This window comes from Nostoc mirabile CHAB5784 (assembly GCF_020829645.1).
Taxonomy (GTDB): domain Bacteria; phylum Cyanobacteriota; class Cyanobacteriia; order Cyanobacteriales; family Nostocaceae; genus Nostoc; species Nostoc mirabile.
Genome location: NZ_JAIVFS010000018.1, coordinates 88,187 through 112,170, shown reverse-complemented (window position 1 = coordinate 112,170; position 23,984 = coordinate 88,187). Strand labels below are relative to the sequence as shown.

27 protein-coding genes, 1 tRNA gene and 1 pseudogene are annotated in these 23,984 nt (G+C 42.0%); 18 read left to right on the top strand and 11 right to left on the bottom strand.

Annotated elements, in window-relative coordinates:
- The first annotated feature begins 58 nt into the window (after positions 1-58).
- The 4 genes and pseudogenes from LC653_RS14535 (at position 59) to LC653_RS14520 (ending at position 2,260) form a co-directional block, all read left to right on the top strand.
- On the top strand, positions 59-1,111 hold the full coding sequence (locus tag LC653_RS14535; RefSeq protein ID WP_229495138.1) for an O-antigen ligase family protein: 1,053 nt from the start codon (positions 59-61) through the stop codon (positions 1,109-1,111).
- Positions 1,089-1,376, top strand: coding sequence for a hypothetical protein (locus LC653_RS14530; protein ID WP_229495137.1), 288 nt, complete (start codon positions 1,089-1,091; stop codon positions 1,374-1,376). The genes LC653_RS14535 and LC653_RS14530 overlap by 23 nt, the downstream gene beginning before the upstream one ends.
- Positions 1,363-1,902, top strand: a pseudogene (locus LC653_RS14525) (hypothetical protein); the annotation flags it as partial. The gene LC653_RS14530 and the pseudogene LC653_RS14525, both read left to right, overlap by 14 nt.
- Positions 1,903-1,993: 91 nt before the next feature.
- Positions 1,994-2,260 (top strand): hypothetical protein, encoded by a 267-nt coding sequence (locus tag LC653_RS14520; protein WP_229495135.1) that lies wholly within the window; start codon positions 1,994-1,996, stop codon positions 2,258-2,260.
- Positions 2,261-2,407: 147 nt separating this feature from the next.
- Here LC653_RS14520 and LC653_RS14515 read toward each other — a convergent pair whose 3' ends face one another.
- Complete coding sequence (locus LC653_RS14515) at positions 2,408-4,696, bottom strand: IMS domain-containing protein (protein ID WP_229495134.1); 2,289 nt, start codon at positions 4,694-4,696, stop codon at positions 2,408-2,410.
- A 767-nt stretch (positions 4,697-5,463) separates the two neighbouring features.
- Here LC653_RS14515 and pdhA point away from each other — a divergent pair.
- From pdhA to LC653_RS14500, 3 genes are all read left to right on the top strand, one after another.
- The gene (gene pdhA, locus LC653_RS14510) at positions 5,464-6,498 is read left to right on the top strand and encodes a pyruvate dehydrogenase (acetyl-transferring) E1 component subunit alpha (protein WP_229495133.1); all 1,035 of its coding nucleotides are present in this window, start codon (positions 5,464-5,466) and stop codon (positions 6,496-6,498) included.
- Positions 6,499-6,585: 87 nt separating this feature from the next.
- The gene (locus tag LC653_RS14505) at positions 6,586-7,455 is read left to right on the top strand and encodes an aldose epimerase family protein (protein WP_229495132.1); all 870 of its coding nucleotides are present in this window, start codon (positions 6,586-6,588) and stop codon (positions 7,453-7,455) included.
- A 61-nt stretch (positions 7,456-7,516) separates the two neighbouring features.
- Positions 7,517-7,588, top strand: a tRNA-Lys gene (locus tag LC653_RS14500).
- Between the two features lie 177 nt (positions 7,589-7,765).
- Here the strand turns inward: LC653_RS14500 and LC653_RS14495 are convergent.
- From LC653_RS14495 to LC653_RS14485, 3 genes are all read right to left on the bottom strand, one after another.
- Positions 7,766-9,526, bottom strand: coding sequence for a tetratricopeptide repeat protein (locus LC653_RS14495; RefSeq protein WP_229495131.1), 1,761 nt, complete (start codon positions 9,524-9,526; stop codon positions 7,766-7,768).
- Positions 9,516-10,808 carry an ATP-binding protein gene (locus tag LC653_RS14490; RefSeq protein ID WP_229495130.1) on the bottom strand — a complete coding sequence of 431 codons (1,293 nt, stop codon included), beginning with the start codon at positions 10,806-10,808 and terminating at the stop codon, positions 9,516-9,518. Before LC653_RS14490 ends, LC653_RS14495 begins: the two co-directional genes overlap by 11 nt.
- A 350-nt stretch (positions 10,809-11,158) precedes the next feature.
- A complete protein-coding gene (locus LC653_RS14485; protein ID WP_229495129.1) occupies positions 11,159-11,641 on the bottom strand; it encodes a hypothetical protein in 483 nt (160 codons plus the stop codon).
- A 174-nt stretch (positions 11,642-11,815) separates the two neighbouring features.
- Here LC653_RS14485 and LC653_RS14480 point away from each other — a divergent pair, with 174 nt between their 5' ends.
- The 3 genes from LC653_RS14480 to LC653_RS14470 all read left to right on the top strand — a co-directional run bounded on the left by LC653_RS14480 (position 11,816) and on the right by LC653_RS14470 (position 12,846).
- A complete protein-coding gene (locus LC653_RS14480; protein ID WP_229495128.1) occupies positions 11,816-12,184 on the top strand; it encodes a hypothetical protein in 369 nt (122 codons plus the stop codon).
- A gap of 279 nt (positions 12,185-12,463) precedes the next feature.
- A complete protein-coding gene (locus LC653_RS47315; RefSeq protein WP_372478176.1) occupies positions 12,464-12,637 on the top strand; it encodes a DUF6888 family protein in 174 nt (57 codons plus the stop codon).
- Complete coding sequence (locus LC653_RS14470) at positions 12,634-12,846, top strand: DUF6887 family protein (RefSeq protein ID WP_229495127.1); 213 nt, start codon at positions 12,634-12,636, stop codon at positions 12,844-12,846. The genes LC653_RS47315 and LC653_RS14470 overlap by 4 nt, the downstream gene beginning before the upstream one ends.
- A gap of 188 nt (positions 12,847-13,034) precedes the next feature.
- Here LC653_RS14470 and LC653_RS14465 read toward each other — a convergent pair whose 3' ends face one another.
- Both LC653_RS14465 and LC653_RS14460 read right to left on the bottom strand, forming a co-directional pair.
- Positions 13,035-14,909 carry an SUMF1/EgtB/PvdO family nonheme iron enzyme gene (locus LC653_RS14465; protein ID WP_229495126.1) on the bottom strand — a complete coding sequence of 625 codons (1,875 nt, stop codon included), beginning with the start codon at positions 14,907-14,909 and terminating at the stop codon, positions 13,035-13,037.
- 1 nt (position 14,910) lies between these two features.
- A complete protein-coding gene (locus LC653_RS14460; RefSeq protein WP_229495125.1) occupies positions 14,911-15,303 on the bottom strand; it encodes a Pepco domain-containing protein in 393 nt (130 codons plus the stop codon).
- A gap of 587 nt (positions 15,304-15,890) precedes the next feature.
- Between LC653_RS14460 and LC653_RS14455 the strand changes: the two genes are divergently transcribed.
- The gene (locus LC653_RS14455) at positions 15,891-16,028 is read left to right on the top strand and encodes a hypothetical protein (protein ID WP_229495124.1); all 138 of its coding nucleotides are present in this window, start codon (positions 15,891-15,893) and stop codon (positions 16,026-16,028) included.
- Here the strand turns inward: LC653_RS14455 and LC653_RS14450 are convergent.
- The gene (locus LC653_RS14450) at positions 16,025-17,284 is read right to left on the bottom strand and encodes a GIY-YIG nuclease family protein (protein ID WP_308189088.1); all 1,260 of its coding nucleotides are present in this window, start codon (positions 17,282-17,284) and stop codon (positions 16,025-16,027) included. The two genes, LC653_RS14455 and LC653_RS14450, sit on opposite strands and share 4 nt — an antisense overlap.
- A 411-nt stretch (positions 17,285-17,695) precedes the next feature.
- On the opposite strand from LC653_RS14450, the gene LC653_RS14445 reads away from it, so the two are divergent.
- Positions 17,696-18,604 (top strand): RpnC/YadD family protein, encoded by a 909-nt coding sequence (locus LC653_RS14445; RefSeq protein ID WP_229495123.1) that lies wholly within the window; start codon positions 17,696-17,698, stop codon positions 18,602-18,604.
- A gap of 108 nt (positions 18,605-18,712) precedes the next feature.
- On the opposite strand, the gene LC653_RS14440 is transcribed toward LC653_RS14445, so the two are convergent.
- From LC653_RS14440 to ndhC, 3 genes are read right to left on the bottom strand one after another with little or no spacing between them, the layout of a single operon-like run.
- Positions 18,713-19,243: an NAD(P)H-quinone oxidoreductase subunit J gene (locus tag LC653_RS14440; protein ID WP_229495122.1), complete on the bottom strand. Its 531-nt coding sequence runs from the start codon at positions 19,241-19,243 to the stop codon at positions 18,713-18,715.
- Positions 19,236-19,973, bottom strand: a complete 738-nt coding sequence (ndhK, locus tag LC653_RS14435) for a photosynthetic/respiratory NAD(P)H-quinone oxidoreductase subunit K (RefSeq protein WP_229495121.1) — start codon at positions 19,971-19,973, stop codon at positions 19,236-19,238. Before ndhK ends, LC653_RS14440 begins: the two co-directional genes overlap by 8 nt.
- Entirely contained in the window at positions 19,964-20,326 is a 363-nt protein-coding gene (gene ndhC / locus LC653_RS14430; protein WP_196526961.1) for a photosynthetic/respiratory NAD(P)H-quinone oxidoreductase subunit C, read from the bottom strand. Before ndhC ends, ndhK begins: the two co-directional genes overlap by 10 nt.
- Before the next feature lie 342 nt (positions 20,327-20,668).
- Between ndhC and LC653_RS14425 the strand changes: the two genes are divergently transcribed.
- The 6 genes from LC653_RS14425 (at position 20,669) to LC653_RS14400 (ending at position 23,377) form a co-directional block, all read left to right on the top strand.
- Positions 20,669-21,004, top strand: a complete 336-nt coding sequence (locus tag LC653_RS14425; protein ID WP_229495120.1) for a rubredoxin — start codon at positions 20,669-20,671, stop codon at positions 21,002-21,004.
- 459 nt (positions 21,005-21,463) lie between these two features.
- On the top strand, positions 21,464-22,483 hold the full coding sequence (locus LC653_RS14420; protein WP_229495119.1) for a photosynthesis system II assembly factor Ycf48: 1,020 nt from the start codon (positions 21,464-21,466) through the stop codon (positions 22,481-22,483).
- 177 nt (positions 22,484-22,660) lie between these two features.
- Positions 22,661-22,909 carry a cytochrome b559 subunit alpha gene (gene psbE, locus LC653_RS14415; protein ID WP_162399775.1) on the top strand — a complete coding sequence of 83 codons (249 nt, stop codon included), beginning with the start codon at positions 22,661-22,663 and terminating at the stop codon, positions 22,907-22,909.
- Between the two features lie 9 nt (positions 22,910-22,918).
- The gene (gene psbF / locus LC653_RS14410; RefSeq protein ID WP_012411801.1) at positions 22,919-23,056 is read left to right on the top strand and encodes a cytochrome b559 subunit beta; all 138 of its coding nucleotides are present in this window, start codon (positions 22,919-22,921) and stop codon (positions 23,054-23,056) included.
- Between the two features lie 8 nt (positions 23,057-23,064).
- Positions 23,065-23,187, top strand: coding sequence for a photosystem II reaction center protein PsbL (gene psbL, locus LC653_RS14405; protein ID WP_012411802.1), 123 nt, complete (start codon positions 23,065-23,067; stop codon positions 23,185-23,187).
- Between the two features lie 70 nt (positions 23,188-23,257).
- Complete coding sequence (locus tag LC653_RS14400; protein WP_012411803.1) at positions 23,258-23,377, top strand: photosystem II reaction center protein J; 120 nt, start codon at positions 23,258-23,260, stop codon at positions 23,375-23,377.
- 205 nt (positions 23,378-23,582) lie between these two features.
- Here the strand turns inward: LC653_RS14400 and psaI are convergent, their stop codons facing one another.
- A complete protein-coding gene (gene psaI, locus LC653_RS14395) occupies positions 23,583-23,732 on the bottom strand; it encodes a photosystem I reaction center subunit VIII (protein WP_229495118.1) in 150 nt (49 codons plus the stop codon).
- Positions 23,733-23,984: the final 252 nt, after the last annotated feature.

Genomic DNA, 23,984 nt, shown 5'->3' with positions numbered 1-23,984 from the left:
TTTGGAACGCAAATAAAACTGTTGTTTTGCGGTCAATCACTGTGTCAAGGAGATAAAAATGCAGTCAAGTCTTTTCCCGTGGCGATCGCTATTTGGTCAAGAACAGATGGGTGACGGCTTGCTGTACTGGCTGCTAATCGCCATCTTCACCCTTAGCAATAACCTACTACTCAGACTACACCCGGAACTAGCCCGTTCTCAACTTATTGGTTTAGTCATTGGTGGGGTAATTGTCGCCCTCAGCATCTTTCCCCAAGTCATTGACTGGCGCATTGATTATACTGCCACAACAGGGCAATTGTTCCAGTCCAACATTCTGCGGAGTACCATTTTCCAAAATCAGCAACCGATTTGCTTGTATTCCCATCGCGGTCATGCGTCATTTGTCCTAGCAGCAGTGGCAATTATGACACTTGTTGGTTGGCAATGGCGGTGGATAAGTACCAATTATGCCGCGATCGCAGGCATCTTAATTATCCCAGCTTTACTGCTGACTCAGACCAGGGCGGGATTATTAGCCTTATTGGTAGCGACTATCTACCTATTAGGACGTAAGCATTATAAGCTTTTAGTCCCCGCGACACTGGTGTGTTTACTCATAATTGGCATTGCTACCAGCACTAGGCAGATGAATAATTTACCTCTGATTAAACAAATCACATCAAACCGCGTTGATCTGTGGCAGATGGCCAACTATAGAATTACTCTCCGTCCCTTACTCGGATGGGGAATGGATGGTTTCGGCACCGCTTATTCCTATGTGCGCCCTGGCAAAAAAATAACTAAAGTAATTCGCTTGGGTGATTTTAGCTTCGACTACCAAGAGGAAAATGGCCAAATAAAAACCGCACAACTACCCACAACCAAAGCGCACAATCTAATTTTAGATACGACTTTATCAGTAGGCTTACTGGGGATGACATCCTACCTTACCCTGTTAGGATGGTGTCTGTGGCAGGTTATCAAATCACCTTACCGTGGAATTGAAGCAGTCTTCATTGCCTACCTCGCTTTTACCTTCACTTGGTTTGAGTGCGCCCAATTTACCCATCTAGCTTGGTGGTCGCTCAGTATATCTGGAATATCCCGTGTCCCGAAAATCACACCTTAAAACCGCTACCATCATCTGTTTGCTGTGTCTATTACTGGGCAGCACCCAGTCAAAGCCAGAGTCAGAATGGACACCAGAGATGACAGCAGCGTTTCGGGCGCGTTCCCAACAAGCAATTACTAATTTTGCAGGCTCTAACTACGGTTCGACAGCATTTGAGAACGAAAAAAGGTCTTACCCCAGAGCGATGATGGACTTTCTTGCGGGTAATCGAGAAAAAGCCATCGCCTTTCTGCAATCAGAAGACGCTGATTTATTTCGGTAACACTTTCCAACTGGGGACATTAGCTCAAGGTTCTGGCGGGGACTGGAATGGTTTTAAAATGATGACGTTTAATTCCCGGCGAGGGGTGGATTACTTTATCGCAGCTACCGGAACAGACCCGACTTCAATATCTACTTCATCCATTGGTGGTGACAACGTTGCTCAGTACCGGAATTTGGTAATCTGGCTCAATAATAAACCACTAGCACCGTTTCAATTTTTCTTACCTAAATCAGCTTTGATTGAAACTCGCTTGGGTGTAACTTTCATCAGTTACGAAAAGACATGGTTGGCATTAACACCAATTAATTTGGATCTAGAGGGGATTAATTTAACAGCAACACAGAAAATTCACTCCAGATATCCTGATGATCAAATTCTCACGGCGGAGGGTACTGGGAGAACAGTAAGCGGATTTGCCCTCGAAGTTGGTGAACAAGAAACTTATGGCAGTTGGGAGCAATTCCAGCAGTCTGTGCTGAAAAAGTCGCGTTTAAACCTGAACGAGATTAATCATGGAGTGGTTGCAATACGGTTCGGATAAGATCCCCCCGCCTGTGGCGACCCCCTTAAAAAGGGGGTAAAAGAGGAAATTAGCCCCCCAATTTATCGGGGGGTTGGGGGGATCTTCGCTCGATAAACAAGCTAACCGAACCGTATTGGGAGTGGTTGGGTATCAAGGGGTTTTCGCCCAAGTAAAACTGCAATATCAAGGTAATAAATTACCAAAAGTTTGGCGGAATGGACAATACCACGATTGGCGTCAGCATTTCGCCCTCTACCAAAGTGCTGATGGTAATAAAACCCCGATTTATCTGGGATGGAAGTCAGGTAAGCTCAGAATTGAGGCGGGTGGACATCAGTTTCAGAGTCAGAGCGATTGAAGAAGAATTCAGAATCTAGAGAGAACTCTCTTGCGCGGCTTCCACCGCTCAGAAGTTCAAAGAATCAGAATCACTCTTCTTAGGAAATTGGGATCACCCACTTCGTCGTAGGGGAGTTTGTCGTAGACATCGCCTAAAAATTCAAACTTATCTAATTATCTGATTGACAGCAGATATACTCTGGATGCGCCATTTACCTCGTTCTCGAATCAAATCATATTCAACTCGCAAATCCTCGTTAGAAGACTTTTGAAGCTGACCATTTTCATATAACTGCTTTGCTTCCTTAACCGTAGCATTCACTACGGCACGATCTGCAAATAAATCACTTTCCTCTACAGAGTCTATCTTCAGACTATGGTCGTACTTGTAGTATTGGTTTTCTAACTTATACTTTTGAGCAGTCTGCCGCGATTGAGACAAAACTGAACCAGTTAAAATCTGCTCTAAATTATTAATTTCATGATTCGGCCCGAAAGCTTCAGCTTTGGTTAATAACCAAGTCCGAATAACTTCCTCTGCTGTTGCATTTGTTAGAGGGCCTTGTGCTGATTCTGGTTTACTATTTGGATCGGGAATAGATATTGGTGGTTGATTTATCTCTACAAATAACTCTGACACAGGTCGTGTAGGAAAAAACAGATTTTTTAACCATCCAAAAGTTGTTGTGGCTACTACCCAGAGAACTAATAGACTCACCAAAGAAATAAACACTCTCCATACCAGCCGTGTTTTCCCTTCTATGGTGTTAGCAAAAGTTCGCCGCCGTCGGGGACGACGAGAATGAGGACGATTATCTGGTATACGCTCTCGGCTAGCAGATGGAGTAGGTTTTCTCCGCCGGCGCTTTTGGTTATGGCCGGGTGCAGCAGTCTTACCTGAACCATTATTTAAATGCTGATTAGTGCCTCTGCTCATCCGTTCGGCAGCAGGAACCTCTGATTTTACACTCTCAGATGAATTCCATATTGGTGGTGAGAAGTTTGAATATTCGGGTGTTTCTGGCAAATCTACCTCAGGTGTTCTGCTGTGATTAAATTGCCCTGGAGTCCTAGCTGAATTGTTAGGGAAAGGAGAATTCTTTGTCTTCGGCTGGGGAAAATATTGGGGATTAATTACAGCCCATTCATTAGTTGTTTCTGCATCCGTTGGCAGTGCTTCTAAATAAGCTTGCACCTGTTGGTTAGCAAAGTAATCTTTTAGAAAAGCTTGCTGGTTTGCTAAATCTCGAAAATGGGGAAATACTTCGTGTTGTAACCACTGTTCTGCATAGAGACACAGCCCCGGTAACAAATCTGGAGAGTCTTGAGATTTTTCCCGAATAAAAGCTAAAGCTTCGTATTCCTGACTAAGTTCTAAAACACGAGTTGCTTCTTCAGTTTGTCCCAAGAGTAATGCACATAGCGACTGTTCTAAATGTACATCTTGGCGCTTGCCCAGACGGATGAGCATTTGCCTTGCTTGACGAATTAAGGCAGGTTGCCGTTGAGCAAATCCGCGTGCTATCAAGGCATAAACAGCTAAGTAAGTGGCAACAGCAGAAGGACGTTTGCTTTGGGCTTCAAATAACTTGTGCTGTTCTGCAACTGTTAAGTGGTTGCGTAACTGCTGGATAAATCGCAGAAAGTCATCTATATTTAAACCAGATTCATCATTGTTCGTGCCATCAATGCCACCACGATCTTCTAAAAGGTTTTGCAATAATTCCAAACCTTGGCGTCGTTCGGCAGTCTTTTCTTGAGGTAGTGCCAACAACTCCAAAATTCGATATGGTCGCAATTTGTAAAGATCCGCCTGAATTTCTGCCTGTACACTAGAAAACAAGCCTTCGCGTACTAGCAGTTCTTGACCAGTTTCTAGGGATATGGCGGCATTTTCGTAGTGACCTTGCTGCCACTGTTCACGACCTAATTCTAGACAAGCAAGGGCAACAGTGAGAACAACATCTGGATGTTCAGCGCTTTGGTATATTTCTTCGTTTGCTAAATTATTACTTTTTCTTACACTTTTAGCACCATTTTTATTTATCAGGTATGGACGACCTAGTTTCAATACAAGCTCGTATTCGCCCAACTCTTGCAAAATTAATAAAGCGCCAACTAATTCGTCTTGGCTAATTTCGATGCCCAGACTTTGGGTGTCGCTACCCCTTTTGGTGCTTTCTAGACGATTTTCCTTTGCTACTGCGGCAGCAGCAAGGTTATCAGGGTCGTAGGCGTGGGCAAGATAGAGATGATCGTAGGTACTGCGTTGTTTTGGATCTGATAAAACCACGTAAGCTTCTTCTATGAGTTGTTTACGAGAAGAAATTGCTGCCTGAGAATACTCACGTCGAGGCAATTGTACAATGCGATCGCTGTATGCCTGCCGCAATTGTTCATCACTTGCCGCCAACGGTAGTCCTAAAATTCGGTAGTAATCTAGCGGAATTCGCACAGCCTACTTCCCCTGCACCGTGATCAACATAATTCACCTAGAGCGTTCCAGGCCTGTAAAACCGTGCCATAACAATGCCGTATAGAATTTACTCTACAAGTGTATTTTGCAACAACTTGTTTTGTACCTTCCCGAAATTTTGAGTCACATTCTAGTACTAATTTTTTGCTTTCGCCTAGAAAGCCTCAATTGTTTGTCTTAATTCTTAGTATTTTTGTTTAACACAACTATTATCAGCCTTCGATAGCACAAACCACAACTACCGCTTTTAATCACGGCATAATTGTTGTGGTTGCAAGAATCTATTGATGATTGATTTTTTCGGGACTTTCCCACTAGGAGGTCATTAAAATACCACTATTGCGAGTTGACCCTGATAACTAGAGAAAAAATCATATCATAATTTACCTTTAATTACAATTACCTATTTGGGTATATAGATTTTTGCCTCCTTTTTTTTAAATTGTTAATGGATATGCAGAAAGCAGTCTATCTTGATTGCTAGTCTATGAAGGGGAATAGTGAGAGATAAAAACCCAAAGCGGCAGATGTTGCCGTTAGAGTCAAATCCTCACGGGACATGGGCTGAAAAGTTAAAAATCAAAAAATTAAAAATTCACCTATTCCCTAAGACCCTTTTTTGGTGCATAAATAAAGTTTGATTGTTGAGTCTTGCAAACGCTAGCCTGTTAAAAGCTGAGGTGTTATCAGACCAACTTATTTAAGACCGTAATTTTTAACTTGTACAACAGGGATACTCAAAAATAATGGTTCAAGAGCGTACTTTACCCACATTTAATGCTGCTACTACGCACATCACTAAAGAAGAAGGGTTACGGTTGTATGAAGACATGGTATTAGGGCGCTTGTTTGAAGACAAGTGCGCTGAAATGTACTACAGAGGCAAAATGTTTGGTTTTGTCCATTTGTACAACGGTCAAGAAGCCGTTTGCAGTGGTGTTGTGCAGTCAATGCGACCAGGTGAAGATTTCGTTTGTAGTACTTACCGCGACCACGTTCATGCTCTCAGTGCCGGTGTACCAGCAAAAGAGGTAATGGCAGAATTATTTGGCAAAGCCACAGGTTGCAGCAAAGGACGCGGTGGTTCCATGCACATGTTTTCTGCCAAACATCGCTTGCTAGGTGGCTACGCTTTTGTGGCTGAGGGAATTCCTGTAGCAGCTGGAGCGGCTTTTCAAAGCAAATACCGCCGCGAAGTGCTGGGAGATAAAAATGCTGACCAAGTGACAGCTTGCTTTTTTGGCGACGGTGCAGCTAACAACGGTCAGTTTTTCGAGACGCTAAATATGGCAGCCTTATGGAAACTGCCAATTCTTTTTGTAGTCGAAAATAATAAGTGGGCTATTGGGATGTCTCACGAACGAGCCACTTCCCAGCCAGAGATTTATAAAAAAGCTAGTGTATTTAACATGGTGGGCGTGGAAGTAGATGGCATGGATGTACTAGCAGTCAGAGCCGTGGCTCAAGAAGCTGTAGCCCGTGCCCGCGCAGGTGAAGGCCCAACATTAATTGAGGCGCTTACCTACCGCTTCCGGGGTCACTCCTTGGCAGACCCAGATGAAATGCGAAGCAAAGCGGAGAAAGAATTTTGGTTCGCCCGTGACCCAATTAAGAAGTTGGCAGCTTATTTGCTGGAGCAAAACCTGGCGGATGAGGGAAAAATCAATGCAATTGATCGTAAAATTCAGGATGTAATCGACGAAGCGGTTAAATTCGCCGAAAGCAGCCCCGAACCAGACCCTAGCGAGTTATATCGTTTCGTGTTTGCAGAAGACGAGTAAATTATAGGGAGTGGGGATTTAGAGTATGCCCAATGCCCAATGCCCCATGCCCAATGCCCCATGCCCAATTAGGTAGGACTAAAATTTGTGTTTAGCATTGCAGTTCAACAGCAACAGTACAAGACCTATATTCTTTCTGACGAAGGCGCTGGTTCTCAATTAGAAGTCGTACCAGAACGCGGTGGTATCATTACCCGTTGGCGCATTCAAGGGCAAGAAATTTTCTACCTGGACACTGAACGCTTTACTCATCCTGAGTTGAGTGTCAGAGGTGGGAATCCTATTTTGTTTCCTATTTGTGGCAATCTACCAGATAATACCTACACTCACAACGGGCAACAATATACTCTCAAACAACACGGTTTTGCGCGGGAATTGCCGTGGAAAGCAACAGAACAAAAAACTAAAGATAAAGCTAGTCTCACTGTCGTTCTTGATAGCAATGAGCAAACTAAGGCAGTTTATCCTTTTGATTTTCAGCTGGCTTTTACCTACGAACTTCAGGGTAATACCCTAGAAGTCCGCCAGCAGTATAAAAACTTGTCATCCACACCAATGCCCTTTTCGGCTGGTTTCCATCCCTACTTTCTGTGTGGTGATAAAACTCAGCTAGAGCTGGAAATTCCCTCTAAGCAGTATCAAGACAATCAAACTAAGCAAATCCACTCTTTTGACGGCAATTTTGACTTTAGCCGTGATGAAATTGATTTTGCCTTTGGACAGCTAACGAGTCAATCGGCCACTGCCATAGATGGCAGCCGGAAGTTAAAACTCACCTTGGATTATGATGATTTCTCTACCTACCTGGTATTTTGGACAGTCAAAGGCAAAGAGTTCTACTGTCTAGAACCGTGGAGTGCCACCCGTAACTCTCTTAATACTGGTGATAACCTGACTGTGTTAGCACCAGGAGCTAGCCACACAGCATCTGTAAGGTTGACTGCTAATTTTTTCTAAACCTCTTTACAAATCTATAGATATATATGCTATGATTGCAAAGTTGCGAAATACAGCGAAAGGGTCGCTAACTCAACGGTAGAGTACTCGGCTTTTAACCGATTAGTTCCGGGTTCGAATCCCGGGCGACCCATTTGGAAAAGAATTCGGGAGTCAGACTATCTTCGCCTCTGCGTGAGATTTTTATGCTATTAACATTTTTGAGGGGTCTAAGTCCCTCGCTTCTAAATCGCGACAAGTTTTGCGGTCGGGTTAAAATCCCCATTGCAAAACTTAATTACGAATTACGAATTACGAATTACGAATTATTTTAATTCTCCCGCATTGCTACACTAAGTTTTTCTAAATTTTCACGAACAGCTACACTACGAATATGATTAACACCCCAAACTCGTTCACAAATATCTAAAGCTTGTAAATAAAGCGGTTCTGCTTCATCATAACGTCCAGTTTCACGATAAATTTCTGCCAGATTATTGAGACTTTCGGCAACATTGGGATGATTTTCTCCCAATAGGTGCTTATCAAGTTCTAAGGCTTTTATACATAAGGGTTCCGCTTCATTGTAACGCCCCTGCTCTCTGTACATATAACCAAGAGCATAGATAGTATCTGCTAAAAGCGGATGCGCCTTTTGCAATAGACGTTGCTTGAGTTCCAACGATTCCAAAAACAAAGATTCAGCTTGATCGTAGCGTCCTTGAGCGCGGTATATCAATCCCAAATTGTGCAAATCTGTTGCAACATCAGGATTATCTTCTCCCAGAAATCGCTTATCTAGCTCTATTGCTTGTTGCGACAACGGTTCAGCTTCAGTATATCGTCCTTGATGATAATAAAGTAGCGCTAAATTATTCAGTATAAAAGTGAAAGAAAGATGATTTTCGCCAACCAAACGTTTTTCGAGTTCTAATGATTGCAGATACAGAGGTTCTGCTTCTTCATAACGTCCTTGTTCATCATATAGTAATGCCAAATTGTTGAGACTGGCGACAACATCGGCATGGTTTTCTCCTAACAGGCGTTTCCTCAGTTCCAAAGCTTCTTGATATAAAAGTTCCGCTTTAGTATATTGTCCAGTAGATTTGTAGAGTCCCGCCAAGTTATTCAGGCTAGTAGCAAAAGAAGAATGGTTCTCTCCTAGCAGGCGTTTCCTCAGTTCTAAAGCTTGTTGATATAATGGTTCGGCTTCGCTGTAGTTTCCTGTTGCACGATATATTCCTGCTAAATTGTCAAGGCTAGTAGCTAAGTCTATCTGCAAACCTGATTCATTTTGTAGCTCAATCGCTTTACGCCAATACTTTATTGCTAGTTCTTGTTCTTCTTGATAATTCTGAGACTCACCCCGCTCTAATCGGCTGCGGTAAATATCACCTAATCTTGAGTATAAAGTAGCCAAACTGCGGTCTTTAGTTCCCTGTTCCTGTTCTACTTTCTCAATTAACCCTTGTAAATCTTGGATGGGCAAGAAAAAGGAGTTATCTTCATTAGTATCTGTGCTGGCTAATTCCGTATCTCTAAAAACAAAACGTATATGTTCTAATTCTTTACCAGGAATAGCATTCGTCTTTTTAGATTCAAACCGAAATACACCGTTGCGCCAACTCCAAAAATCAGGGGCTTTTTTAATCAGGTTGACTAAAATTTGGTTAGTTACCCAAAGCACAATCGCAAACGGAAACTCGCGCAATCCTTCCCTTGTCCACTGTAAGTAACCAAAAAATTTCTCCTGTTCCGATTGCTCATTGCCCAATCTGAGAAAATAAAGTTGTTCAGCACCCGTCACAGTAATCACCGCCAGGTTCTGCTGACGAAGATATTCTTCTTGTTGTAACAGTTGGTTAAGAGCAGCTTTTAGGCTTGGTTCCTGACGTGCTAAAGTGACTCGATATGCACGGAAAGCTGGTTGTAGTTCGGCTTCATATTGGGCAATAATCTCATCACGAAAGCTAGCATCATCACAAACTGCAATCAGTAAATTTAATCCCCGTTTTTGAGCTTCAATAGAAACAATTAAATCATCATACGCATCTTGATTTTCTCCCTCATCAAATAATTCTTCATTTAACATTAATAGCTCCCTGTCTTCTCAAGCTTTCGATAATAATTGGATGAACATCGTACCAAGTTTCATCGGTGCGATATTCTAGAACATACAGCCCATGTAGCAAATCCAAAAACTCTGCTTGTTTAGGGTCATTGGGCATAAATTGTTCATAAACACTCTGCAAAATATCTGTATCAACTTTTCCTAAACGTATAGAAAAGTCATTGCGAATTTTATTGATTGCTTGAAGGAGAATTTTATCATCAATGATAACTTCGGCTGTGGGATTTCGCCGGATCATTCGCAAACAAATGCGGCAACATTCTTTAGAAATCCGAATTAACTCTCGCAATACGCCACCACTGTAAATCACAATTTTTTCAGCAGTTTCTGCCGTGATTAAGTCACTGGAAATTCGCTTTTGTAAAACTTCACCGAGAATCTTTGTTGCTTCCAGGCGAGGTTGAGCATTAGGGAAGCGATTTTTACCTTTATCAAAAATTTTTAAGACAGGCATTGCCACAACCTGATCGTTGGTTTCAGTGGCAATTATTGTGCTGATAAATGTTTCCCGAAGGACTGCGATCGGGATAGTGTAAATAATTTGAAAGTTAGGTTGACAAAGAGCTTTAATGTTATCTCGATAAATTTCGTTAACTCTACCTAAATCTAGTTTATCTAAATCATCAATAATTACTAAAACGTTTTGTTTAGTCGCAGCTTGAATTAAAGCAGCTATTTCGTTAATTCTGGCAACTAAATCTGATAACTTGCGTTCAAATTCTTGCTTAATTTCATCCCGAACGCTAGCATCAGCTTTTAATTTTGAACTAATCAACTTTAGGAGGTCAAAACCTATGCTAGCTTCTGCCTGTAAATTTAACTCTTCAGTGCGAGTGCGGGTAGCAAACCACTTATAAAGAGCTTCTTTAGTAGATTGCGGAATATCAACTCGGCGTGCTTCTGCCTCTGTCATTAAATTAACTGCGATCGCAAACAGTATATTAATATGATTAACCGCCGACATTTCAATTTTGTCAGCAATAGAAAACAGAACTACAAAATATTTATCTTGAATTTGTCGGCTAAACTCAGCTAACAAAGTAGACTTACCACATCCCCGATGTCCTGTAAAGACTATTTTGCCATCTCCATTAGGGCTATCTTCCACTAATTGGTTCAGGTCTGCAATCAAATCATCACCATATTCGACTCTAAATCTTTCCATTTCGTTCCGTTCCATCAACGGAAACAGTTCGAGATTGCTATATGCTTCTTGAAAGGAGTTTAATAAGTCTTCAGACATTGGATAGTGCCGTAAAGGTGCTAACTATTCATATAATGGCTCATGATTTTTGAAGCACAAGTTCAGGCAATGTCTAGGATAGAGTATGCCTACATAACTTCTCAAATTCCGTTAATAAATAACTACTAAGTGAGTGGTATGTTATGTCTTAAAAAGAGATGCCCTAATCCCCAAATTTCAACCTATCAATAAGTAACAGAGGTCAATAATCAATCAGACTGAATGATAGATTATACATTCGATAATTTAAACTGAATGATAGATTATACAGATAACATCCTGAAAGCTACTTAACACATAAATAAAATAAAATTTTCAGTTATAAAAATAAATTTTTAGTGTGCTTCGTCTCATCCCCCTCTAGCTGAAACGGCTATGGTGTACACACAAGTCTGAAATAGATGATTAACCAAGGTTTTACCCCACCCTAACCCTCCCCTTATAAAGGGGAGGGAACTAGATTTCTTTTCTTGTTTCCCCCCAATGCATCGGGGGATTAAGGGGGGTAATTCGACTTGTGTGTACACCGTAGCCCCGAAAGGTCGAGAGGCTTTGATTCTTGCTCCCCTTCCCTTGCAGGGAAGGGGCTGGGGGTTAGATTTGAAAGTTTGAACAACTTTCATCAAACCAGCTTTTGCGACTTCAAAACCAGCTTTTGCGACTTCAAAACCAGCTTTTGCGACTTCAAAACCAGCTTTTGTGACTTCAAAACCAGCTTTCGCGACTTCAAAACCAGCTTTCGCGACTTCAAAACCTGCTTTTGTGACTTCAAAACCTGCTTTTGTGACTTCAAAACCTGCTTTTGCGACTTCAAAACCTGCTTTTCTCAACAAATTTCAGCAAATATACCCGCATCTATCTAGTTGGCTAATGCCATCCAATGCTCTTAAAATTCTGTAACTTCACTGTGGCTGATGCATCTGCTTATTGCGTATTTTGATGATATATAAATAACTCAGTGTATAAGAGCAGGGTTATTTATAAATTAATCCAAACAGGAAAACTATATGAAGCAACGCAAACGGAACTCCATGCCACTGAGTAAAGCTGAACGACGGATTGAAGGAATGCAGACAATTAACCCTGAGTTAGACTTTAGTAATGGGTTTTCAATTGCTACTTACAACACTAAAGTAATTGAGTTACGAGAAAAGCTAGCCGCTTATAATCAAGCACAAACAATAGTAGATAAGACACACAATGCATTAATAGAAGCAGAACGAGAGTTGAATACTTATTCTGAGTACATGCTGCTGAATGTTGCATCTCGCTATGGCAAAAATAGTGATGAATATGAAATGGCTGGTGGAACGCGCAGGTCAGACCGCAAGAAACCACGTCTAGTAGTAAACCAAACAGTGACATCTGTGAATTGATTGTTTGGACTCGCTGCTAATCAAACTCTTGAGATGGTTTGATATTTTCCCCTTACCTGCTATTCTGATTCCAGAGCTATTTCATTCTTATCTAGCCCGCCTCAGAATAAATTCTGAGGCTAATAGCAAAAGTCGTCTAAAGACGACTAATAAAGGGTTTTAGTCCACTTTAGTGGAGTTGGGCTATTAGCCCGGAACTTTAGTTCTGGGCGGTTTATGTTTAGAACGAAATAGCCCTGATTCTGATTCCAAGTTATGCGGTTATGAGGTATACAAATCTTGCCAACTGCTGAACAAGGCATCAGGTGTGTCATACTATGTCAATCTTTAACCAATACATTCACTCCTATTTACATTGTCTGCCTCGATGAACAAACAGGTAATGTGTTTATTTTGGCAGGAGATAACATAGAGGTAGAAATCTATCGCAATGGTCTTTGGAGGTTCTTGTGATTGAGCCAAACTTTAGCAGCATGGGCAAAACCGAGTTAAGAGCCTTCGTCATTGCTCACCCCGACAACAAAACAGCGTTTCGTGCTTTTGTTGACCGCTTTACATCTGAAGCGTCTCCAGAGACTTTTGACATCCCAAAATCGAATGCTGAGATTGAAGAAGTTGAAATTTTGATTAAACAAAAATTAGAACAATTAAAAATGAGCTAAATTTTAGAAGTTTCTTTTAAATGTTGCAGAATTAATTGAGTCGAACAACTGTTCGGTTTTGCAACCTACCAAGCTATCCGACTCGGTTTTATATTCGGAGGTTGTCGCCTTTCTCGCTGGTTCAGGTCTGGACTCCCTGTTGTACGCTCGATAAATTCCCATTTACCAACTCTGACAATGGGGAGTACTCACGCCACAGCCACCGCCACCACGCGAAAACCAACATTGTAGTGACGATTCGCGCGCGCGTAGCTATTACGATAGGCAGAACGGCAACGCCAGGCATTGAGGAGCCAACTACCGCCACGCAGCAGCTTAAAGTTATTTTCTTTACCAGTTAGCCACGCACTACCATCTTTTGGCGCACCCTGGTAATTGTTTTTATATACATCTTGACACCACTCATATACATTACCATGCATATCGTATAAACCGAAAGAGTTAGGCGGAAATTTTCCTACATCTGTTGTTTGTCGACGATATTCCCCTTTTGGTGCAGAGCCGTAAGGATAGTTACCGTTGTAGTTAACTAAATCTGTGGTAATCGTTTCACCAAAATAAAATGGGGTCTTGGTTCCAGCACGGCAAGCATATTCCCATTCGGCTTCGCTGGGTAGTCGATAGGTTTTTCCTGTTTTCTGACTCAACTTTTTACAAAATTCTACTGCATCATCCCAACTCACCCCTTCTATAGGTCGTTTCTGACCTTTGAAGTTGGAAGGATTATTACTCATAATTGCTCGATACTGCGCCTGGGTAATTTCATATTTACCCATGAAGAACCCAGGTACTTTTACTTGATGCTGTGGACTTTCATCTTGATCTCTCTCTGCTTCTCCTTCTGGTGAACCCATCATAAAGCTTCCCCCTGGTATCTGCACCATTTCCAGGGTGATACCATTTCCTAAGTTTTCAATGAAGTATTTCGCTTCACGATTGCTACGGTTGGTGATGTTTCCCTTTGTATCCACCATGACAACTTCAAATTGAAAGCTTTTTAGGCTAATTGCTTCAGTCGTGTGGGAGGTGCTGCTTTCTCCTGAATTAGACGGCCAAAAACGTGGTATTGCAATTGTCAAACCCAACCCAGTAACTGCAAATCCAGCAGTTTGAATTACACGTCGTCGTGACCAGTTAGGTAATATTAGGGCAGAACTATTTCGCAACCGAGCAATTTCTTCCAAGGCTTCTATAGCTTCCATATCTTGACCTGATGCAGTAGCTAGTACCCTAATCCAGAGTTGTTTTGCTAAATCAAAGTCTTTCTTTCTCTGAGCGCCATAAGCATCATTTTTCAACGTGGCGATATCTGCTAGAGTTGCGTATCGTGGCACAAGTATTAGGTGAGATTTATTCACAGGTTCAGCAATCACATAAGGCGTTTGCCTTGTATTCTTATACTGGCGAACCAGTTCAGGCACACGAAACTTAAGATATTGATCTAAGCGTTCAACAGTAGCGCATTTACCTTGAATTCCTAACCCTTCTAGTAATGCAGCGGTAAAAGCACCTTGTTGTAAAGCATCAATTTCATAAGAATACTCCTGGGGAATACAAGAAAAAATGCTGATAACTCCTTGTTGACGTGCTTCTTGTGCAGTTTGTCGCCCAATTCCTTCACCTATTTTTTTGCCTTCATTACGACAAGCATCCAGAATCAAGACAACGTTATCAGCACCGCAGCGACGCAGGCGTTCAGTGACAAAGTTAATCGCAATTGCCGTGTTTTCAATATCCTCCGGGTCGCCATCACAGGGCATGAGATAATCGCGGTCAGCGTATCTTATCCCATGACCACTGAAGAAAAACCAGAAATTATCCCCTGCTCCCATAAAGGGATTGTCAAATAACTGCCGCAAGACTCGCAGCAAGTTAGTGCGAGTTGGGCGAGTCGATTTTCCAGCAAGTTCAGGGGAGTCATCAGAGAAGAAGAATATCCGCTCAAATCCTGCTTCATTGCCCAAAAACTCTTGCATTAACTGTGCATCCCGCTTGGCATAGTTTAGCGGTTGCAGATAATCATACTGGTTAATTCCGATCGCGATCGCCCAATTTTTTGCCATCTCACTGTGATTCTTGGCGCTTGAACTTCAGCTTAATCGCTCCTTTACTCCCAGCTTTGCCACCATTACCAATTAATTTAACTTCTCCTTCCCCACTAATTTCCACCGATAGCTCAATTTCATCTAGCTGCATCCTGGAGTTGACTTTTGCCTGCTGTTCAGCCTGACTAAACAAACTTCCCACGACTTTGAGAAAGTGAGTCATATTTTGCTCTAATTTTTGAGCGCTAACCTTAACGGCATCTCCTACCCCTTTGCTACCAATACTTTCCCTGATAGTTTCCTCTCCCCAACTGCGTGTATTAGTACTCCCGCCTTTAGCACCGTCAGGAATCGATATTTGAGGGGTTTCATCGGTCACAATCCAAATAGCGTCTGGAGGTGTTTCTGACATATTACTTTAAATATTTACATGGAATTTTCCTATAAATTATAGATACAAAGGTAGAGATAGCGATTCCGATTACTAGGAAATTTCACTGAACATCTTGGATATTATACTAATAGGACTGACGCACGAGTTACGGAATAACGTAGACACGAAGTGGCTTGCCACAGGCTACCGCAGAGGCAATAGAGTTGCCAGTGCGCCCTTGCGGTTAAGAGACTTGAAGCAACTGGCGCGACACGGACAAATCAGAGTTTGAGAGATATTTTGCGTAAGTCCTAATTAATTACGATAGAAATGCTCAGAGCGATCGCTCTTTGCGTATGAATCCGTGTAACTCTATCCTGGTAAACATTTATAATTTGCGTATGGGTCTATTAGCCCAGAAGTTAACTTCTGGGCGGAATGTGGGGATTAGGGACTGTTTTCAAACTCGAAGATACCCCCTAACCCCCCTTAAGAAGGGGGGAAAAGAAACTCTAAAAGCCCCCCTTTTTAAGGGGGGGTTGGGGGGATCTCCAAAGACTCAGGTGCTTCAAGAAAGGTTTGAAAACACGCCCTAGCCAGATTTTAGGGTTTTAATCAGTCCAGCGATGTCTACGACGGGCTACGCCTACGCACCAATGACGATGGAGATGCTGAGTGCGATCGCAAAAGGACTAGAAGGTTGTTGCAGCAATACAGATGCACCCTCTGTTGATCGTTATTTTGTACTAGCTACATTTGTTTAGCTCTTATCGAGTTTAAGCAGCGAAGATACTGAATTACGTTGCAGCCATATACACAGTTTCATGTTTGCCTGGTCGTCTGGTTTTGATTTATATTCACCACTTTGAATTTCTTCTATAAGCTTCGCACTAAACATTGATTTTAGTTTATCCCTATCCCTCATCAGGTCTTCAAACATAGCTAGTGGTAGCAGCATAGTTTCAACTTCTACATCATCTTCGTTGAATAGAATAGTCTCTAATCTAAACCTATAACCAAACCATCTGATGCTGGGTAGTCTATCTACTTCGCTTTGTAAAATACGTATTATGTGATCATGCTCTAGGTCAGGATTTTTCCGTCCATGCATTATCCACCAGTAAACATTGTGCCTAACAAAATGCTTCCCATTTTCGCTAGTACACACCTCTATTTCTACATTATCCACATACAAAAATTGACGATTCATTACTCTAACATCACCTTCAGCCATTGGTTCTAATTCCTCCCAAGGTTCAACTTCATCGACATCTTTATACTTCCCTTCACCGAGATGATGTTTCTCAACAAGTTTTAGTGGAATAGGATCATCCTCTAATGCATCTATACCAGAAATATTCTCCTTACCCTCTGGTGTATTTTCTAGGACTGTTTCTAACTGTTCCCAACTAAAGGCCATAAACTCCACTCCAGCTACAGTCCGACGAGTAGAATCAGGCATAAAGTGAACTAAGCCCTGAACAGGAGTTAAATCTATTCTGATACCGTTATACTCAGTCTCCCAATACCCAAATTTACCTAAAGATTTAGGGTCTGTGTGGTACTCCTTCCATTTCAGTCCACTAGCCTTTTTATTAATATTTTTTAATGCAATCCGTATGCTACCCGATAGACCACGCTGACCATAGACGGGATACACCAAGTATATTGTTGGTGGTTCTTCGTCTGAAATTGGATCAAATCCAAATATCATAGTGTTCAATTTAGCAAGTTGCTGAAGGCTTTGCTGTACTGCTGTCTCAACTGGAGTTATTTTTCTAATTAGTGTTACTACTTTCGTCCAGTTCAGCGGCGGCTTATGTAACTCGATCAACTCATTTTCCAGTTTTGAGAGAGTATTTAGATCATTGCTGCAAGTCATCCAGCTAATACTGACACGGTTTTTCCGATTAAATCTTTTTAGCTGTTGAAATCTATGATGTTCTCTCCATCGCTGAAATAAGTTGACTGTTCTACCGATATAAAGAATCTGTCCTTTACTGTCAGATACAAAGTAGATAGCTGGACAAGTAGGCAGCTTTTCTTTTTATAATAAATAAATTGATGGTAGTTCAGATAGCTTGATGTTTTCTAATAACATCGGACGACCCTAGCAGGAAGATGTATAATTTAAAGGTGCGACAGTTTAGCCCTATAAAAGAGATGCAATTTAATCATCTTCTTGTATAAAAGCTACATTTATATATTTCCCTGAAATTCCCCGAAGTTAACAAGGCTCAAATTAGTTCATAAATTGCGTAGGCGTTCGCGTAGCGTCTCATAAAGAAGCCCGTCGTAGACATCGCATTGTCTCAAATTATCTCAGATTGGGTGCGATCGCTTTCTCTAAGTAGTCCAATCAAAAACCTGAATATCTGTAATCCAGTATTAAGTACAATTATTTGATAACTTTCAGTGCGTTTACAACCCCATGATCAAACCCGCCGATGTCAGCACCAAACGCTTAATCAGCCTTGCACCTGATAACTGGGTAAAATGGGTAACACAAATTCCTGATATTGTTGCTGGCGAAATTCTCAACTCAGAATTTCAGTGGATAAGTCGAGAAAGTGATGTTTTAATCCGTGTCGAAAGTCCTCAGCATGGAAAATTTCTCGTTCTTAACGAATTACAACTCCGCTATAAACCAGAAATGCCGCGCAGGATGCGTGCTTATGCAGCACTTGCAGAAGAAAAATATAATTTGCCAACGTATCCAGTACTAATTAATATCCTCAAGGCAAGTGATGCTGAAATACCTACAAGTTATGCATTAAATATAGCTGGTTTACGTGCTATTCAAGATTACCGTGTCATTAACCTGTGGGAAGTTGATGTCGAGATTGCTTTTCAACAACCCTTACCATCCTTACTGCCGTTTGTACCCATTCTCAAAGGTGGTGAAAATGAATCTACTATTAGAGAAGCATTACAAATTCTTCGTGCTGATGAACAACTAAACCAACTAGAAACAGTCTTGGCTTTTTTTGCTACGTTTGTTTTAGAGAGTACGCTTGTTCAAGAAATTATGAGGTGGGATATGGCTATATTACATGAATCGCCTTGGTATCAAGAAATTTTACGCGAAGGAGAAGCACGCGGAGAAGCACGCGGAGAAGCACGCGGAGAAGCACGCGGAGAACTGCGAGGAAGAAAGGAGGAATTATATTCAGGGATTGAATTGGCATTAGAAATTAAGTTTGGCAATCAAGGTTCAGAATTGATACCGATAATCTCTCAAATTACAGATTTGCAAAAATTAAAAGCAATTCAACAGGCAATTAAAACTGTAAATACAGTCAATGAATTACAGCAACTTTTGTCAACCAACTTGACATGAAACACCAAAAACATAACCCCTCTCCGCCACCGGAAAGGGGTTAATCACTATCGAAACTCAGCACTATCTTGTACAGACGCGATTCATCGCGTCTCGATTCAGCACTATCTAATAAGCGTCTTGCAACTCGTAGAAATCAGGCGAGATATAATCCTTCCGCAAAGGCCAACCTACCCAATCTTCCGGCATCAAAATTCGCTTGAGATTTGGGTGTCCTTCGTAGACAATGCCTAACATATCGTAAGACTCGCGCTCTTGCCAATCTGCGGTCTTCCAAATCCAGTACACAGAAGGCACTACGGGGTTTTCCCGTGGTAAGAACACTTTAACTCGAACTTCTTCGGGGCGATCGCTATTATCACCCACTTTAATCAAGTGATACACACTTACCAATTCCTGTCCTGGCCCAAGGTCAACACCACCTTGAAACTGGAGATAATTAAACCCGTAGGCATAAAGGGCTGTAGCGGTGGGAAGCAAGAAATCTGCCGCCACCTTAATTATCTCTACACCATTCTTATCTGGTGCCAAAAACTCATGGTCAAAGCCATTTTCCGTCAACCACTGGGAAACTTTACCCGCTTGTACCAATGACTCTTCTTTTTCTGCTGGTACTGGTTTAGATTCTTCTTCAGCCACGGGTTTGTTCCTCCTTTTGCGTCTTTTCTGTCAGCAGTGCAGGTGGTATTGGCATACCGATTGCTTCCGCCAATTCCTTCGGTGGTACGGAGCGAGTTGCTGACTGCAAATACTTACCAGTTAAGATTTCATCTACTGGCTTCAGGTTATGAGTCGTGCTGTAGTAGCGGTGGGTTTGCTTAATTTTATGCCGCTCTTGCATCGATTCATTGGAGATTTTCTTCCGCAGCTTAATGATTGCGTCGATAATTGCTTCTGGACGGGGAGGACAACCAGGTAAGTACACATCCACAGGAATCAGTTTATCGACTCCGCGCACTGCCGTGGGGGAATCAACACTGAACATCCCGCCAGTAATTGTGCAAGCACCCATCGCAATTACATACTTCGGCTCTGGCATTTGTTCATAAAGACGCACCAGTTGGGGAGCCATCTTCATCGTAATAGTCCCTGCCGTAATAATTAAATCGGCTTGGCGGGGGCTAGAACGGGGAATTAGCCCAAAACGGTCAAAGTCAAATCGTGAACCAATTAAAGCTGCAAACTCAATAAAGCAGCAAGCAGTACCAAACAACAACGGCCACAGACTAGAAAGCCGCGCCCAGTCGTAGAGGTCATCAACCGTAGTCAAAATGACATTTTCTGAAAGGTCTTGAGTGATTGTAGTCCGCTCAATGGGGTTGATGATTCGTTCTTTGTCCTGGGTTGTTAAGTTAGAATTCAAGACCATTCCAAAGCTCCTTTACGCCATGCGTAAACTAAGGCGACTACAAGAATTGCAATAAAGACTAGCGCTTCAATAAATGCCAGTAGCCCCAAACGGTGAAAAGCTACCGCCCAAGGATACAAGAACACAGTCTCCACATCAAAGACGACGAAGACCAAAGCAAACATGTAGTAGCGGATGTTGAACTGAATCCAGGCTCCCCCGATGGGTTCCATGCCAGATTCATAGGTGGTGTGCCGTTCTGGACTGTAACCACTGGGTCGTAGGAGCTTGGAAGCTGAGAGCGCTAAGGCAGGTACTAGGCTACAGATGATGAAGAAGCCTAGAAGGTACTCGTAACCGCTGAGGACAAACACAATGAGTATCTACCGCTTATGGAGTATTTAAAGTAGGGAGTGGGGAGTAGGGAGTGGGGAGATGAGGGAGCAGGGGGAGCAGGGGAAGCAGGGGAAGAATAACTATTGATTTTTAACCAATGCCCAATGCCCAATGCCCCATGCCCCATACCCAATACCCAATACCCAATCCCTTGAATTACGTTACTTTCTTTTACATTATATCTGTTTGGTTTTTCTGAAATCTGGGAAACAGATACACTTCAAGTATTTAATTAGCTTTTGATAGTGATAGAAAAGCCTAACAATTATGTCATAATTTGTAACGTATATTTCAGATTTCTCCTCTGCGAGGCCCTAGCCATGAGTGAACCAGCTATTGAGACTCCGGTGTTAGACCGCTACGAGTGTCGAGCCTGCGGTTATGTTTACGAACCTGAGAAGGGAGACGACACGCATGATATTCCTTCAGGGACAACCTTTGCAGAACTGCCCATAAGTTGGCGCTGTCCAGTTTGTAGTGCTAAAAAAACCGCTTTTGCCAACATTGGCCCTGTGGGTACTGCATCCGGCTTCAAAGAAAATCTCGGTTACGGTTTAGGTGTCAATAACCTAACGCCAACCCAAAAGAATATCCTAATTTTTGGTGCTTTGGCTCTTGGCTTCTTGTTTTTTATCAGTCTCTACGGCTTACAATGACAGCCGTTATCTCAGAAACAGAAAGTAGTGAGTAGGGAAAGAGATTTTCATTATTGGTTGTGTGACTATAATCACACAAGTATGCTGTTTTACTTATTCCCTAGAGCGTTTAATTAAGCTAAAAATGCTCACTTTTTTACATTGATTAACAGTGTATTCTCTGATAAAATATCAGAGATTCAGGTGAGAATCCGTAACGTCAAGCAACCTCTATACTGAGAATTTGCCTCTGAGGTGTTACAACAAGTAATCGCAAATATGTTGCTTCTCAAAGCAAGAATCACGCTAGAAGCAAACAAGTAAGAGTGCATAGAACTTGTTTTTATGCATCGATTGATACACCTTGGTTGAGATTGATCTGCTCAACTTATGTATTTGTTAGCAAATGTTAGCAAAAAAGTATCAGTAAACCTTTTAGAGAACAGCTACAGAAATTTAGAAACAAGTTAAGAAATACTAATGCATTCAATTGTGAAAGGTTGGCAACGAATAGCTATCTTGTTGATAGTAGTCCTCATGTGTATAGGTTGTAGCAAAATTCCCTCTGTTAGTTACAACCCTTGGAAAGTCATTTCTGTGCCAACAGACTCGAATCTCCTGGATATTGCATTTACTAATAACCCTGAGCATGGCTACTTAGTAGGTAGCAATGCCACCCTATTGGAAACCAATGACGGTGGTAATACCTGGAAACCAATAACACTGCAACTGGATGAGCAAAAGTATCGCTTTGACTCAGTAAGTTTTGCAGGTAAAGAAGGCTGGATTGCCGGAGAGCCTGGACTGTTGCTGCACACTACTGATGAAGGTGCTTCTTGGTCGCGTATTCCCCTGAGCGAAAAGCTACCAGGTAGCCCGATCGCAATTAAGGCACTGGCAGATAATACAGCTGAAATGGCTACTGATGTAGGAGCCATATATAAGACCACAGACGGCGGCAAAAACTGGAGAGCTAGGGTGGAATCAGCAGTCGGTGTAGTGCGTAACTTAGAACGTTCTCCTGATGGCAAATATGTTGCCGTTTCCGCGAAGGGTAGTTTCTACTCGACTTGGGAACCGGGACAAGATGCTTGGGTACCCCATAACCGCAATAGTTCTCGGCGGGTAGAAAACATGGGTTTTGCTGATAATGGGCAATTGTGGTTGCTAGCTAGGGGAGGTCAAATTCAGTTTAGTGACCCAACTAAACCTGAAGAATGGCAAAAGGCACAATATCCAGAGTTATCCACCAGTTGGGGTTTACTAGATTTGGCATATCGTACACCCAATGAAATTTGGATAGGTGGCGGTAGCGGTAATTTACTACGAAGTACCGACGGTGGCAAAACCTGGGAAAAAGACCGTGCAGTGGAAGAAGTTGCTGCTAATTTGTACAAGATTGTGTTCTTAGAGCCAGAGCGGGGATTTATAATTGGCGATCGCGGCGTTTTGCTCAAATATCTACCAAACCCTGAAACAACTTCTCCAGAAGCTGCTTAGTGAGTGAAGAAGGAAATAGAGTACAGGTTACAGGGTACAGATTCTTCCCTATCACCTATCACCTGTCACCTAATTCCAATACCTAATTTCTGAGAAGAACTTTGCAACTTGTAACTCTTTCTTAACTTTGTAGGATAATAAACTCAATAACACTCTATGTATAAGGTAGGGATCTAAATGTCAGGTACCACTGGAGAACGTCCGTTTTCGGACATCATTACTAGCGTTCGTTACTGGGTAATTCACAGCATCACCATTCCGGCATTATTTATTGCCGGTTGGCTATTTGTCAGCACTGGGCTGGCTTATGATGCTTTTGGCACACCCCGCCCCGACGAGTATTTCACACCAGCGCGGCAAGAAGTGCCCATTGTGAAGAACCGTTTTGAAGCTAAAAAACAAGTTGAACAATTTATTGGAAAGTAGTTTGAGATCATGACTAGCGGCAATAACATCAATCAACCAGTTACCTATCCAATTTTTACCGTTAGATGGCTGGCAGTTCACACCTTAGGTGTACCAACTGTATTCTTTTTAGGCGCGATCGCCGCAATGCAATTTATTCATCGTTAGGAGCAATTATGGTAGAAAGATCGCCCAATCCCAATAATCAACCGGTTGAACTAAACCGGACTTCGCTATACCTGGGACTACTACTAGTTTTCGTTCTGGGGATTCTGTTTTCTAGTTACTTCTTTAACTAACTGGAAATCCTGTTGTTAATTTTTGTTTATTTAACCTGTGTTGATTAGTTGTTAAGGGAGGAGAGAAGCTGTGTCTGGAAGTGGGAGAATTCCCCTGTGGGTCGTCGCTACGATCGCAGGTTTAGGTATAATTACAGTCTTGGGCATTTTCTTTTATGGTGCCTACGCCGGACTCGGTTCTTCGATTTAACATGAGTTAGTTTGAACCGAACACTATAAGTTAGAATTTTCTAGCATTTGTTGAGAAATCGACGTTAAAAAAACCGCCTGTCTCTATGAGATGGGCGGTATTAATTTTGGTCATTTGTCCTTTGTCCTTTGTCCTTTGTCATTTGTTTTTTACAAATGACTAATGACTAATGACCAATGACTAATGACTAATGACTACATCAGTATCAGTTAATATCGCTGATATCGTCGCTTTCAATGTATAAAAACAGAAACGCGAAGACCACACCTGGCAAAACCCAACCAATTATGGGCACTAAGATAGCAGACAAGTACGAAGTACTAGCCAAGACAGTAGGCAAAAAAGAAGCTGCCATAGTAAAGGTTCCTATCAAATAACACTACAATTCAAAATGAGCTTACTGCAAATTCTGCCAGATTTTTGAAATTCTTTCATATTTTTAACACAGGCAATATGGGGAGTAGGGAGTGGGGAAAGATTTGTTGAATAATTCTCCCTTGTCCCCTTGTCCCCCTCATTCCTGATTCATTAGGGGTGTAGGGGTATAAGGGTATAGGGGTATAGGGGGTAAGGGCGTTGTCCGAGGATTGAAACCTCGGACAACGCG

Bases quoted from the DNA above. Each gene is read 5' to 3' on its own strand.
- LC653_RS14465 (WP_229495126.1), bottom strand. From the start codon at position 14,909: ATGGCAAAAAATTGGGCGATCGCGATCGGAATTAACCAGTATGATTAT.
- LC653_RS14455 (WP_229495124.1), top strand. From the start codon at position 15,891: ATGTCTACGACGGGCTACGCCTACGCACCAATGACGATGGAGATGCTG.
- LC653_RS14445 (WP_229495123.1), top strand. From the start codon at position 17,696: ATGATCAAACCCGCCGATGTCAGCACCAAACGCTTAATCAGCCTTGCA.
- psbF (WP_012411801.1), top strand. From the start codon at position 22,919: ATGACTAGCGGCAATAACATCAATCAACCAGTTACCTATCCAATTTTT.
- ndhK (WP_229495121.1), bottom strand. From the start codon at position 19,973: ATGGTCTTGAATTCTAACTTAACAACCCAGGACAAAGAACGAATCATC.
- psbE (WP_162399775.1), top strand. From the start codon at position 22,661: ATGTCAGGTACCACTGGAGAACGTCCGTTTTCGGACATCATTACTAGC.
- psbL (WP_012411802.1), top strand. From the start codon at position 23,065: ATGGTAGAAAGATCGCCCAATCCCAATAATCAACCGGTTGAACTAAAC.
- LC653_RS14460 (WP_229495125.1), bottom strand. From the start codon at position 15,303: ATGTCAGAAACACCTCCAGACGCTATTTGGATTGTGACCGATGAAACC.
- LC653_RS14420 (WP_229495119.1), top strand. From the start codon at position 21,464: ATGCATTCAATTGTGAAAGGTTGGCAACGAATAGCTATCTTGTTGATA.
- psaI (WP_229495118.1), bottom strand. From the start codon at position 23,732: ATGGCAGCTTCTTTTTTGCCTACTGTCTTGGCTAGTACTTCGTACTTG.
- LC653_RS14535 (WP_229495138.1), top strand. From the start codon at position 59: ATGCAGTCAAGTCTTTTCCCGTGGCGATCGCTATTTGGTCAAGAACAG.
- pdhA (WP_229495133.1), top strand. From the start codon at position 5,464: ATGGTTCAAGAGCGTACTTTACCCACATTTAATGCTGCTACTACGCAC.
- LC653_RS14490 (WP_229495130.1), bottom strand. From the start codon at position 10,808: ATGTCTGAAGACTTATTAAACTCCTTTCAAGAAGCATATAGCAATCTC.
- LC653_RS14425 (WP_229495120.1), top strand. From the start codon at position 20,669: ATGAGTGAACCAGCTATTGAGACTCCGGTGTTAGACCGCTACGAGTGT.
- LC653_RS14480 (WP_229495128.1), top strand. From the start codon at position 11,816: ATGAAGCAACGCAAACGGAACTCCATGCCACTGAGTAAAGCTGAACGA.
- LC653_RS14495 (WP_229495131.1), bottom strand. From the start codon at position 9,526: ATGTTAAATGAAGAATTATTTGATGAGGGAGAAAATCAAGATGCGTAT.